This is a genomic window from Arthrobacter sp. FW306-1B-G06A (assembly GCF_058781765.1).
Map to the genome: position 1 here is coordinate 1 of NZ_JBYSXB010000011.1, position 12,932 is coordinate 12,932.

12 protein-coding genes are annotated in these 12,932 nt (G+C 64.6%); 3 read left to right on the plus strand and 9 right to left on the minus strand.

The features are described from left to right. The 4 genes from AC3WJM_RS07750 to AC3WJM_RS07765 all read right to left on the minus strand — a co-directional run. Window positions 1-1,465 (minus strand): AMP-binding protein (locus AC3WJM_RS07750; RefSeq protein WP_492271544.1); only part of this gene is annotated, 1,465 nt, incomplete at its 3' end. A gap of 123 nt (window positions 1,466-1,588) precedes the next feature. Continuing rightward, on the minus strand, window positions 1,589-1,945 hold the full coding sequence (locus tag AC3WJM_RS07755; RefSeq protein WP_492271545.1) for a YegP family protein: 357 nt from the start codon (window positions 1,943-1,945) through the stop codon (window positions 1,589-1,591). Window positions 1,946-2,140: 195 nt separating this feature from the next. Next, window positions 2,141-3,004, minus strand: coding sequence for an HNH endonuclease (locus tag AC3WJM_RS07760; protein ID WP_306959951.1), 864 nt, complete (start codon window positions 3,002-3,004; stop codon window positions 2,141-2,143). A gap of 28 nt (window positions 3,005-3,032) precedes the next feature. Continuing rightward, the gene (locus AC3WJM_RS07765; protein ID WP_492271546.1) at window positions 3,033-3,497 is read right to left on the minus strand and encodes a GatB/YqeY domain-containing protein; all 465 of its coding nucleotides are present in this window, start codon (window positions 3,495-3,497) and stop codon (window positions 3,033-3,035) included. 171 nt (window positions 3,498-3,668) lie between these two features. Here AC3WJM_RS07765 and AC3WJM_RS07770 point away from each other — a divergent pair, with 171 nt between their 5' ends. Next, a complete protein-coding gene (locus tag AC3WJM_RS07770; protein ID WP_284989091.1) occupies window positions 3,669-6,164 on the plus strand; it encodes an ATP-dependent Clp protease ATP-binding subunit in 2,496 nt (831 codons plus the stop codon). 44 nt (window positions 6,165-6,208) lie between these two features. On the opposite strand, the gene AC3WJM_RS07775 is transcribed toward AC3WJM_RS07770, so the two are convergent. The 4 genes from AC3WJM_RS07775 to AC3WJM_RS07790 form a co-directional block, all read right to left on the minus strand. Next, window positions 6,209-7,075, minus strand: coding sequence for an SDR family oxidoreductase (locus tag AC3WJM_RS07775; protein ID WP_492271547.1), 867 nt, complete (start codon window positions 7,073-7,075; stop codon window positions 6,209-6,211). After that, complete coding sequence (locus tag AC3WJM_RS07780) at window positions 7,076-7,528, minus strand: SRPBCC family protein (protein WP_306959947.1); 453 nt, start codon at window positions 7,526-7,528, stop codon at window positions 7,076-7,078. A gap of 143 nt (window positions 7,529-7,671) precedes the next feature. After that, window positions 7,672-9,789, minus strand: a complete 2,118-nt coding sequence (locus tag AC3WJM_RS07785) for an ABC transporter permease subunit (RefSeq protein ID WP_284989088.1) — start codon at window positions 9,787-9,789, stop codon at window positions 7,672-7,674. Window positions 9,790-9,797: 8 nt separating this feature from the next. Then, the gene (locus AC3WJM_RS07790; protein ID WP_284989087.1) at window positions 9,798-10,841 is read right to left on the minus strand and encodes a sugar ABC transporter substrate-binding protein; all 1,044 of its coding nucleotides are present in this window, start codon (window positions 10,839-10,841) and stop codon (window positions 9,798-9,800) included. A gap of 16 nt (window positions 10,842-10,857) precedes the next feature. Between AC3WJM_RS07790 and AC3WJM_RS07795 the strand changes: the two genes are divergently transcribed. Together AC3WJM_RS07795 and AC3WJM_RS07800 are read left to right on the plus strand one after the other, a co-directional pair. Further along, complete coding sequence (locus tag AC3WJM_RS07795) at window positions 10,858-11,145, plus strand: hypothetical protein (RefSeq protein WP_284989086.1); 288 nt, start codon at window positions 10,858-10,860, stop codon at window positions 11,143-11,145. Window positions 11,146-11,435: 290 nt separating this feature from the next. After that, a complete protein-coding gene (locus tag AC3WJM_RS07800; protein WP_307053409.1) occupies window positions 11,436-11,798 on the plus strand; it encodes an SPW repeat protein in 363 nt (120 codons plus the stop codon). 123 nt (window positions 11,799-11,921) lie between these two features. Here AC3WJM_RS07800 and AC3WJM_RS07805 read toward each other — a convergent pair whose 3' ends face one another. Next, window positions 11,922-12,920, minus strand: coding sequence for a zinc-dependent alcohol dehydrogenase family protein (locus AC3WJM_RS07805; RefSeq protein ID WP_492271548.1), 999 nt, complete (start codon window positions 12,918-12,920; stop codon window positions 11,922-11,924). Between the last annotated feature and the right edge of the window lie 12 nt (window positions 12,921-12,932).

A 12,932-nucleotide genomic window follows, 5' to 3' on the forward strand; every position in this document is an offset into this window, starting at 1 on the left:
CCCCGTCCCCGAGCTCGGCCCCCGCCTGCCGGACGACGAACGCCTTCGGCACCTCTTCGCCGTCGTCCGCGTGGGTGCCGATGACCGCGGCGTCCGCAATCCGCGGGTGGGTGAGCAGGAGCGCTTCGAGCTCGGCGGGCGCAATCTGGTAGCCCTTGTACTTGATCAGTTCCTTGAGTCGATCGACGATCGTCACGACGCCGTCAGCCGTAACGGTCGCTATGTCGCCGGTGCGGAGGAAGCCATCCGGATCGATAGTCGCCGCTGTTGCGTCGGGCCGGTTCAGGTAGCCGAGCATGACCTGCGGGCCGCGGACAAGGAGCTGCCCGGGGGCGCTCGGTCCTTCGGCCGGGATGTCGATTTCTTCGTCCGTGGCGGGGTCGAGGAGCTTGCACTCGGTGTTCGGCACGGCGTAACCCACCGAGTCGAGCGGGACGTTCTCGGCGCCGTCGCGCGGGATGGCGTGGGAGACTGGGCTCAGCTCGGTCATGCCATAGCCCTGGAGCATCGTGCATCCGAGGCGCTTCGCAACAGCGTGTCCCAGTTCGCCATCGAGGGGAGCTGCTCCTGAAAGCACGACGCGCACGGACGAGAGATCGTATTGGTCCACCAGCGGATGCTTCGCCAGTGCGACGGCGATGGGCGGAGCGATGAAGAGGTACGTGCAGCGGTGGTCCTGGGTGATGCGGAGGAACTCGGCGAGGTCGAACTTCGGCATCGTGACGAGCCGGGCCCGCTCGCCGAGGGCCAGATTGAGCAGCACTGTCAGGCCGTAGATGTGGAAGAACGGCAGGACGGCGAGCAGCACGTCGTCGGGAGTCACGCGGAAGAAGGCACTGGACTGCGCGACGTTCGCCACGAGGTTGTACTGGCTCAACAGGACGCCCTTCGGTGTGCCGCTCGTGCCCGAGGAGTAGGGCACGACGGCGGCGGCATGCGGATCGACGCTCAGCGTGGGCGCGGGAAGGCCGGCGTCGATGATGTCCGCGAGCGAGGGATGACCCGCGGCCGAGGCGAGGTCGCCGCCGTCGAGCACCACGAGGCGCTCCGCCGGAATGCCGGCGGCCTGGGCGGCGGCCGCCGCGCGTTCCAGGAAGGGCGAGACGGTGAAGAGCCAGGAGGCGCCGGCGTCGCTGAGCTGGCTGCCGACTTCATCGGCGGTATACAGCGCGTTGACCGTGGTGACGACGGCGCCCGCGCGGAGGACCCCGTGGAAGACGACCGCGAACGCGGGCACGTTGGGGCAGAAGAGGCCCACGGTGGTCCCGGGGCCGGCCCCGTGGCCCGCGAGCCAGCCTGCGGTCGCGTCGATTCGGCTGACGAGTTGCCGGTAGCTCATTTCCGCGCCGGACGTGCCGTCCACGAGTGCGATCCGGTCAAGGTCCTCGCCGCTCAGCCCACCGAACAGATACTCATAGATCGTGACTTCGGGGATCTCGACATCAGCGTACGGGCTGGTGAACATTGCGGCTCCTTCAGCGCACGACGGCGGGAGTCGCCGTCGTGCGTCCATTACACCCGGCGGCGCGGGGCCGGGACAAGGGGCGCCGCGGCGGGATGGCCTGCAGCTTCCGGCTTCACGCCTCGTCTAAACCGGTGCGGGATGGTCGACCAGGGCGGGAGTATGCCAGGGTCGGGTGCGATCCCTTTGGGGGAGGGGACTGTGGTGCCGCGGCGGTGCGGGAAGCGGTGGCATCGCGGTGGGACCGGCTTGCCGAGCAACGGGGACCGGAGGCGTGGGCGCTGGTCCGCATAGTGGGACTTCGGGGCAGAGATCGGTGATCAGGCCCATTCCTGCGTATTCGCGGACGTCACTGATGCCGCTCACTGCGGCGCGCTTGTCGGGAAAGGACTTGGAGACGGCTACCACCGTTCCGTCCGGCGCCTTGAGCCTGAATCTGAAGCTCGTGTCCTCGTCGATGAAGAGTTCAAACGTCCCGGTCATGCATATCCTCCTGAACAGCGGGCGGCGCGTGACGCCCGGTAGGTCTCGCCGGGACCGGGGCGCGACGTTGCGCCCCGGTCTTTCAGCCGGCAAATGGATCATCTGACTCACAGTGCGTGGTGCTCGCCACACGGTGTAGTTAACCAAAATACGGTGAAGAACCCTGGCTGGCTAGTGCAATGGACGGCCCAATGGTCACCGTTGCTCGAGGATCCGGTGCGCGGCGTCCTGGGCCGCCAATGCCCTGTCGTCTACAATTTGGCCGGGCAAGTGGCCGGCGGCGGCGATGGCCCGCCGCAATTCCGCCACGGTACGAGGGGTGCCCGCGCCCCGGTGCGCCATCGCGTGGCAGTTGGCACACAACGGGACGAGGTCCGCGATCGGGTCCAGCCGGTAGTCGCTGCCAAGCTGTGAAACCGGAACCACGTGATGGACGTGGATGTAGTCTTTGCCGATGTCGCCGTAGCTTACTTCGAAGGAGAAGGTGCATGCGGCACAGGACGTTCCGTGGAAAGCCAGGCAGATGCGGCGGGCTTCAGGGTCCCGCTCGTAGCGGTTCGTTTCAATGCGGCTGACGGCTCCTTCCGGGTAGGTCCCCGGAACAGTCTGGAACGGCTCGGACGCCGCTGGGCCGTGCTCCCGCCACACGCGCTGAAGAGCAGGTTCTGACGATGACGGAATAGACCGCCCCGAACCGCGGAAGCGATTCCAGGCCACGTCCGGCACCTCCCTGGAGAGGACACTCGACGGGATCTGGCCGCCGAGGGGGAGCAAGGCATCGAAGGCCACGCTCACGTACCGCGCAATACCCTTCGGCTCGGTGCTTTGTGGCACTTCGTAGCTTTCGGACATCACGACGCTGTGTCCGATCAGCCCGCGTCCGTGGGGTCCTCCGCCTTGCAGGAGAAGCCATGCTTGGTTGCCCGGCTGGATCTTCCGGTGTTGCCCGACGTTCCACCGCTCCAGGAATTGACCGGTTTCGGCGACCTGCTCGATCACAGCCTCGTAGTTCCAGTCGTTCCAAAGCCGTGGATTCCATCCCAGGATGATGGCTGCCATGGCTGCTCCTCCCTGCGTGCCGGTGAATCTATGCGAGCCGGGTCCGGACGATTTCGCTGACGGCCTTGCCGTCGAAGCGGCCGGCGACCTTTGCTGTGACGGGCTTCATCACGGCGCCCATCTGCTTGATCGTGGGTTCCTGGCCGCTGGCCTGCAATGCGGCGATTGCCTCGTCGACGATGCCCTCGACTTCGGCAAGCGTCAGCATTTCGGGCAGGTACGCCTCTATCACTTCTGCTTCGGCAATTTCCGCCGCGGCGCGCTCGGCCTCGCCGGCCTCCGTGTAAATGCGGGCAGTGTCCCTGCGCTTGGCGGCTTCCTTCTGCAGCAGTGCCGTCACCTGGGTGTCGTCCAGCTCGATGGGTGTCTTGCCGGACTTCTCGCGCGTCTCGATTTCGCCCAGGACGTTACGGACCGTCGTGAGCGCAGTTTTGTTGCGGTCCTTCATGTGGACAACGACGTCGGCGTGCAGGCGGTGCTTCAGGGTGCTCATGGTAATTCCCTCTACTTGGTGGTTGTTTTCATTCTTCACGGTCTTGACCGTCCGTGCGGAAGAGCCATGCAGGCGGCTGGACCGTTATCTAAAATTCTGCCTCCGGCGATCCCCCACGAAGGCCCTCAGCGACGTAGCATCAAGGTAGGCGGCTGCCAGGAGTGTGGCGAAATGTTTGAGAGATTTACGGACCGTGCCCGTCGCGTTGTTGTGCTTGCCCAAGAAGAGGCACGCATGCTCAACCATAACTACATTGGTACTGAACACATCCTGTTGGGACTGATCCAGGAGGGTGAGGGGGTCGCCGCCAAGGCGCTTGAGTCGATGAGCATTTCGCTCGATGGCGTCCGCGAGCAGGTGCAGGAGATCATCGGCCAGGGCCGCCAGGCCCCCTCCGGGCATATCCCCTTTACGCCGCGCGCCAAGAAGGTGCTTGAGCTCGCCCTCCGGGAAGCCTTGCAGCTCGGCCACAACTACATCGGTACCGAGCACATCCTGCTCGGCCTCATCCGCGAGGGTGAAGGCGTTGCCGCGCAGGTCCTGGTCAAGCTTGGTGCCGACCTCGGCCGGGTCCGCCAGCAGGTCATCCATTTGCTCTCCGGCTATGAGGGCAAGGACCCCAGCGGGATGGTCGCCGGACCGAGCCAGGCCGAGGTTGCTCCCGCCGGTTCGGTGGTGCTGGACCAGTTCGGCCGCAACCTTACCCAGGCAGCGCGTGAGAACAAGCTTGATCCTGTGATCGGCCGCGAACTGGAGATGGAACGCGTCATGCAGGTCCTCTCCCGCCGCACCAAGAACAACCCCGTGCTGATCGGCGAGCCGGGCGTCGGCAAGACGGCAGTCGTCGAGGGCCTTGCCCAGGCGATCGTCCGGGGCAACGTGCCCGAGAGCCTGAAGGACAAGCAGCTCTACACGCTCGACTTAGGCTCCGTGGTGGCCGGTTCCCGTTACCGGGGGGATTTCGAAGAGCGCCTGAAGAAGGTCCTGAAGGAAATCCGGACCCGTGGGGACATCATCCTCTTCATCGACGAGATCCACACGCTCGTGGGTGCCGGTGCCGCCGAGGGTGCGATCGATGCCGCGTCCATCCTCAAGCCGTTGCTGGCGCGTGGTGAACTCCAGACCATCGGGGCCACCACCCTGGATGAGTACCGCAAGCACATTGAGAAGGACGCCGCTTTGGAGCGCCGCTTCCAGCCGATCCAGGTCCAGGAACCGTCAGTGGCCGACACTGTTGAGATCCTCAAGGGCCTGCGTGACCGTTACGAAGCGCACCACCGGGTGACCATCACCGACGGCGCACTGGCGGCCGCGGCGAGCCTCTCGGAGCGGTACGTTTCGGACCGCTTCCTGCCGGACAAGGCGATCGACCTGATCGATGAAGCCGGTGCACGGCTTCGCATCCGCCGCATGACCCGTCCGCCGGAGCTCAAGGCGATGGATGCACGCATCGCCGAGGTGAAGATGGAGAAGGAATCCGCCATCGACGCCCAGGACTTCGAAGGCGCCGCGTCGCTGCGCATGAAAGAGCAGAAACTTGTCGCCGAGCGCCGGGAAAGGGAGCTCAAGTGGAAGTCCGGCGGCACCGACGGCAACGCCGAGGTGGACGAGGAGCTGATTGCCGAAGTTCTCGCGAACTCCACCGGCATCCCGGTCTTCAAACTCACCGAGGAAGAATCCAGCCGCCTGCTCAAGATGGAGGAGGAGCTGCACAAGCGCGTCATCGGGCAGAATGAAGCGATTAATTCCGTGTCGCGTGCAATCCGCCGCACGCGTGCCGGCCTGAAGGATCCCAAGCGCCCGGGTGGCTCGTTCATCTTCGCCGGGCCCACGGGTGTCGGCAAGACCGAGCTCGCCAAAGCATTGGCGGAATTCCTCTTTGCCGATGAGGATGCACTCATCACGCTGGACATGTCCGAGTACTCGGAAAAGCACACCGTGTCCCGTCTCTTCGGTGCCCCTCCGGGCTACGTCGGCTACGACGAGGGCGGGCAGCTGACCGAGAAGGTCCGGCGTCGTCCGTTCTCCGTGGTGCTGTTCGACGAAGTGGAGAAGGCCCACGCCGATCTCTTCAACTCGTTGCTACAGATCATGGAAGACGGCCGCCTGACGGATAGCCATGGCCGGGTGGTGGACTTCAAGAACACGGTGATCATCATGACCACCAACCTGGGCACCCGGGACATCTCCAAGAGCGTCGCAACGGGCTTCCAGTCTGGCACGGACACCACCACCGGGTACAACCGGATGCGGGCACGGGTCACGGAGGAGCTCAAACAGCAATTCCGTCCCGAGTTCCTCAACCGCGTTGACGACGTCATCGTCTTCCCGCAGCTCACGCAGGACGAGATCATCGAGATCGTTGACCTGATGATCCGTCGCTTGGAACAGCATCTGGCGGATAAGGACATGGGCATCGAGCTTACGGACGCGGCCAAGGTCCTGTTGGCCACCCGCGGCTACAACCCCGCCATGGGTGCCCGGCCGCTGCGCCGGACCATCCAGCGCGAGATCGAGGACCAGCTTTCCGAGAAGATCCTCTTCGGCGAACTGCACCCGGGCGACATCGTGGTGGTCGACGTCGACGGCGAAGGCGACGAGGCCAAGTTCACCTTCGCAGGCAACGCCAAACCGCGCATCCCCGACGCGCTGCCGGCCGTGGGCTGACACGGGTCAACAGACTGCGCCGTGCGGCCGCCGTCGTGCCTGCCTCAGAGAAGTTTGTGCCCGAGGCTGGTGAGCAGGCGCGCGACGGCGTTCTCCGCGGTTGGCGGCGGGCCGAAGACCTCGCGCTGCAGTGAGGTATCGGCGACGTAGCGGCCGGTCCCGAACCACTCCATCATCGCCTGAAAGTCCGGCCCCATCTGGTTGATCGGGTTAAGAACGAGCTCGATCTGCCGGCCGAGCATTCGGGAAGAGATATCGGCGATGTCCTGCATGGTGACCGGCCGGTCCCAGCCGATGTCGATGCGCTGCCCTTCGACGCCGCTCGCGTCGACTGCCGCCGCGAGGTACCCGGCGAGGTCACTGGCAAGAACGTACGTCAGGGGAACACTCGAAGACCCGAACCACCTGAGCCGCCCTTCGCTGAAAGGGTCGCCGAATCGAGCGATCTGCTCAAGGAAAGCGCCCGGGCGCAGGGCCACAAACGGGACGCCGAGCTCCTCCAGCCGATCCTCGGTCAGTTTCTTGTGCCAGAAGTGTGGAACCTCCGGGGTCTGATCGCACGTGAGGATGCTAGTGAGGACAAATCGGCGAATACCGGCGCGGCTGGCCGCGTCGACGAGGTTGATGTTGCCCACCGTGTCCGTGACAGGGGTGTCGCCTTCCCGGTGATGGGTGTATCCGGCCGCCGAGGTGATCACAGCGTCGACGCCGTCCATGGCGTGCGCAAGCGACTCCGGGTCCATCATGTCGCCACGGGCGATCGTGGCCCCTAGCTGCTCAAGGCGGCCCGCAACCGAACCGGGCCGCACCAACGCGCGGACCTGTTTTCCGCCCGCCAGCAGCCTCGACACCACCTGGCTGCCAAGCATCCCGGTGCCGCCGACCACAAGTACTGGTCCACGGTCGGTCATTTATTCCTCCACCTCGCCGCGCCACCCTCCGGTTTCGTTTCCACGCGACTCGATGAACTCCTTGAATTTCTTCAGGTCGGCCTTCACCTGCATCTCGTCTATCTGGAGTGCGGCTCCGGCCTTCTCCATAAAAGTCTCGGGCGACCATTCGAAATGGACCTTGACGTGCGTGTGGTTGTCGTCGAGCGGCGAAAACCTGATGATGCCGGCGTGCGATTTGCCGTCAATACTGCGCCACGCAATCCGGTCGTCGGGTTCCTGGTCGACTATCTCCGTATCGAAGGCCAGTTCCACGCCTCCTACCTTGGTGACCCAATGGTTGGTCGTGTCGCTCAACTGGGTTACGGATTCCACCCCGGACATGAATCGGGGAAACGACTCAAACTGCGTCCACTGGTTATAAGCCGTACGGACGGGGACCGCCACATCAATCGTTTCTTCAACCTTTCGCATCTTCCTCCTCGCTCGGACTTGCGTGGGCTGGCCGCAGGGATTGCCGCTCGGACCACCCCTCCGGGTAGCCAGCCACTCTTGAACGTTAAGCCTGCTGATAATCCAAGTCCAGACCTGCCACGACCGCTGGGCCCGGCGCCTCCTCAGGTCCGGGAGCGTCCGCGGCGCGCGACGGCGTCGATCGTCACGGCCGCGACGAGAACCAGCGCCGTGACCACGTACTTGGCCGGTGCGCTGTAGCCCTGCAGGCCCATGCCGTTATCGATCGTGGCGATCACCAGCCCGCCCAGGACCCCGTGCAGCACCTTGCCGCGGCCGCCGAACAAGCTGGTCCCGCCTATCACCGCGGCGGCCACGGCGTAAAGCACCAGCGTGCCGCCGTCGTACGAGGTCGAGACGGAACGGAGGCGCGACGCGTAGACGATTCCGCCGATGCCTGCAGTGAAGGAAGCGAGGATGAAGGCGAGGGTGCGAATACGGGCAAGGTTCACGCCTCCCCGCCGAGCGGCCTCGGCGTTGCCGCCAATGGCGTAGACGTAGCGACCGAACCGGGTTCGCCCAAGCAGCAGGGTCCAGGCGGCGAGGACTCCGAGCACCACGAGAAGGACCCACGGAACGCCACTGATTTCGACCAGGATTCCGCGGTCCGTATTGCAGAGCCAGACGATCGCCACACCGGCGGCGAGCACCGCCGCGATCTTCAGGGCGCTTACACTGGCGGGCGGCGCGACGAGCCCGGTGTTGCGCCGGCGGGCGTCCCGCAGCCACGTCCACGTGCTGAACGCTCCGACGACCACGAGCATGAGGATCCAGCTGGTGACCGGGCTGAGGTTGCCGCTCGCGATGTTGTTGATGACATTGTCGTTGATGGGCACGACGCCGCCGCTGCCAAGGATGATGAGCATCACGCCAAGCCAGCCGAGCTGGCCGCCAAGGGTCACGACGAACGACGGCAGGCCGAGCCGGGTGATGATCGTCCCGTGGAGCAGTCCGATCCCGGCGCAGCCAAGCAGGCCGACGGCGATCGCCGCCCACCACGGCCAACCGGTGGACTCCTGCACGAGTTCGGCCATAATGACGCCGCCCACTCCACCGACGTACCCGATGGACAAGTCGATTTCGCCGAGCAGGAGCACGAAGACCTGGCCCATTGCGAGCAGCATGAAAACGGAACCCTGGATGAGCAGGTTCACCATGTTCCCGGGCGTCAGGAAGTTCGGGTTCAGCGATTGGAATAGTACCGAGATGAGCAACAGGCCCGCGAGAACCGGAAGCACTCCGCTCTCGCCGCCCCGGACCCGCGCGAACGCAGCGCGGAAATATTCGGGGAGCGACGTCGCGGTGATGTCCGGATTCAACGCCAAGGCGGCCTTCCGCTTGGCTGCCGCCGTGGTCGGCTCGTCCTGGAGCACCGCCGCTGCGGAAGGGAGCGGACCCTTGGCGGCGGTGAGCTGGCGGTTCGACGGCGGTGGAGGCGCGAGTTCCGGCCTTGCCCGATCGGAGAACCCCGTGGTCATCAGGTCGACCACGATCTGCCGGTCCATTTCCGTGACAGGCCGGATAGCCACCAGCTGCCCGAGCCTGAGCACGGCGATGCGGTCCGCGACTTCGAACACGTCGTTCATATTGTGTGAGACGACGATGACGGCCACTCCACGGTCGGCGAGCTGGCGGATCAGGTGAAGGACCACCTCCGTCTGGGCGACGCCGAGGGCAGCGGTGGGCTCGTCCATGATGACGAGCTTCGAGTTCCACAGCACCGATTTCGCGATCGCCACCGACTGGCGTTGCCCTCCGGACAGCGACGCGACGGGTTGCCGGATCGACCGCACTGTTGTCACGGCCAGGCTCGTCAGTGTCTCCCGGGCCGCGATCTCCATGCTCTCCTCGTCGAGGAGGAAATGTCGCAGGCGTTCGCGGCCGAGGAACAGGTTCTGCACGATGTCGAGGTTGTCGCAGAGTGCCAGGTCCTGGTACACGGTCTCGATGCCGAGCGCCGCGGCTTCGTGCGGCGAGTTCAACCGTACGGGCTGGTTTTCCCAAAACAGCTGCCCGTCGTCGGGGGTGTGAATGCCGGCAACGCATTTGATCAAGACCGATTTGCCCGCGCCGTTGTCGCCGGCAAGCGCAGTCACCTTGCCGATCGGCACCTCAAGGGTGATGTCGACCAGTGCCTGCACCGGCCCGAAGTTCTTGTCGATGCCCTCCAGCCGAAGCAAGGGCCCGACGTCGGCGGGGTCCGGGGCTGCCAACTCACTCATCGTTCGGACTACTGGATACCTGCCGCGGTGCACGCGTCCTTCACTTGCGAGATGCACAGCGAAGAACTCGTTACGGCGCCGTCTTTGACGACAGTGTCCGCCATGTTCTTCGTGGTCACCCACAGCGGGGTCAGCAGGACCGATGCGACATCGGACTTCGCGGTGTCGTCCGTGGTCTTGCCGTTGACGAGGGTTGACGGAACGGTGACGCCCGCCCGAAGGTAGAGCGCTGCCGCGGCCGCAGCCTGGGCCTCAAAGTAGATCGGCTTGTACACCGTTCCGCACTGGTAGCCCTTCAGGATGTTCTGGAGGCCGGACAAGGACGCATCCTGTCCCGTCGTCGGGAAGGTCTTGGCGGGAATCTGCTTGCTCTGCAGGTAGGCGATCACCGCGTTGGCATTGTCGTCGTTCGGCGTGACAACCGCGTTGATGTTCGGGTGGGCAGTGTATTGCTGGGCGAACGTCGTCTGAGCCACTGACGGTGTCCACGTGCCCGCCGGCTCTCCTACGTTGACGTACTCGCCATTGTCGAAGTGCGGCTTGAGTACGCCGTTGTAACCTTCGGCGAACAGCTTCGCGTTGTTGTCGGTCGGGTCGCCATCCATGACCAGGATGTTTGGCTTGGTGACTTTCCAGTCAGCGATGCACGTGATTTCGCCTTGGCCGATGAGCTGACCAACCTTGACGTTGTCGAAGCTGACATAGGTGCGATCTTTTGTCCCGCCTTTGACGAGCCGGTCATAGTCGATCACTTTGACGCCGCGCGCACTGGCGGCCGCCTCGATGGCCGCGCCCGAACCGGAGTCCAGGGCGTCCACAAGCAGCACCGATGCGCCGGCCGTGATATCAGCCTCGGCTTGGGTCTGCATCGTGCTTGCGCTGCCCTGCGCGTTGTCGATTTTGAACTTGGAGGAATCGAGTCCCGCGGCTTCGAATGCCTTCTTCAGGAACGGGGCGTCGAAAGTCACGTATCGCGCCGAGGTTGTGGTGTCCGGCAGCAGTACGCCCACCATGCCCTTGCCTTGTGAAGCGAGCGACGTGAGCTGTTTCATTGCCGAGAAATCGGCCGTGAACGCATCCGCAGATATCTGCGGTACAGCTCCTCCGGAACTTGCGGTGCTCGACGACGACGAAGATGTGCCCGTGCTCGAACACGCGGCGAGTGCCGTGATAGCGATGGTTGCAATGAAGGCGGTTCCGGCGCCTCGTGCCGGGACCTTCATGTTTAGCATTTCTTTCCTTCTGTTGGTTGCGACTGCAGGCGACCTGGCGGGGTCGGGCCGGAACCTGGGCGTTGGCGGCGGACGCAAGTCCACGCCGGAGGCCACGGCGGTTCGCACCAACGGACGTCGCTGAGTCAGCACCGGGCTGACTGCGACTTTACGACCAGCGACTCGATATCACGGGGTCCTCTCCGGACGGACGTGCCGGGCGACGCCGGGCATGTCCGTCGATGTTGCTCTATGACTACGTTCTAGACCGGAAGTCCCCTCTTAGCAAGGCTTCGCGCGCGGCAGGATTCAACGACGGCGGTCCAATACCGCACGCGTCTGTCGGGAAGTAGCTGCGCGTGGATTTTGTTACACCAATACCGGAGTACTTGCTCGGTGCCCCGGAATGCAGTCCACATCACAGAGGTGGGTTCAATGAAGAAATGGACGCGATGGCAGGATTGGGTCACGGTTGTCGCCGGTCTCTATGCTGCTTTATCGGTCATCTGGACCACGGCCGCCGGCTCGTCGGCTGCCTTGATGGTCGTATTCGGCGTTTTGCTGATCGTTAGCGGTGTGATCAATCTGGCCATGCCCGGAACGCCGGTCATGGAGTGGGTGCAGGCGGCCTTTGGTGCCTTGCTGTTCCTTTCGCCGTGGCTAGGCTCGTACTCCATGCAAGCCGGAGTCGCTTGGACATCGTGGATCGCTGGCCTGGTGGCGCTCGTCGTCACCGCGATGGCGATCAAGCCCAGCACCGAGGAACATCGGCATCACATGGTCAGCCCTTCGCACTGAAGTGTTGAACGCGATGTCCTGAAACGCTGAACAGCGGAATACCGACCGGCGGGCCGTCATCGGACCCGCCGATCGCCGTTTATGCTCCCGTCTGCTTGTCTGTGATGCGGGGACATCCGCAGTTCAGACTGTCAGCACGGCGGCTCCGGTAACACGGCTAGCGGCCAAATCCCGCAGCGCCCGGTCGGCCTGAGCCAACGGATACGCCGTCGTGGTGGGAGCCAGCGGGATTTCCGCGGCCAAGGACCAGAACTCTTCGCCGTCTGCCCGGGTGTTGGCAGTGACGCTGCGGAGCTGCCGCTCATAGAAGAGATCGGCGGAATAGTTCAAGGGCGGTATGTCGCTGAGGTGGATGCCGGCAATGGCGAGGGTCCCGCCCCGGCCCAATGCCTTGAGGGCGACAGGGACGAGGTCCCCGGCAGGGGCAAACAGTATCGCCGAGTCGAGTGGGTCTGGCGGGGATTCGTACGCGTCGCCCACAAACACCGCACCCAGCTTCCGCGCCAGTTCACGGGCCGGCTCCGAACGCGTCATCACGTACACCTGCGCCCCTTGGTGGCGCGCCATCTGGACCGTGAGGTGGGCAGATCCTCCGAAACCATAGATGCCCAGTCGGCCACCCTCCGGAACAGCGGCCCGTTTGAGCGCCCGGTACCCGATGATGCCGGAGCACAACAGAGGGGCTGCCTGTTCGTCCGAAAACCGGGGCGGGATGGCATAGGCAAAATCCTCGGACACCGTGAGTTGTTCGGCATAGCCACCGTCCCTGTCCCAACCCGTGAAGACGGGGGAGAGGCAAAGGTTCTCGTCACCGCGGCGGCAAAACTCGCAGCTCCCGCAGGTTCCACCCAGCCAGGCCACTCCGACCCTGTCACCGCGCCGGAACCTCACGCACCCTTCGCCCGCCTCGCTGACTATTCCTACCGCCTCGTGGCCGGGGACTACATTCGGCATCCGAGGGGTGAGGTCGCCCTCTGCCAGATGCAGATCCGTGCGGCAGACACCACAGGTCCGGACTCTGACCAGGAGCTCATGCACTCCTGGTTGAGGATCGGGGCGTTCGCCCCAGACAAGCGGCCCGGATTCAATCGGAGCTGGTTCCCGGACCCACCACGCACGCATCGGCTTCGCCCC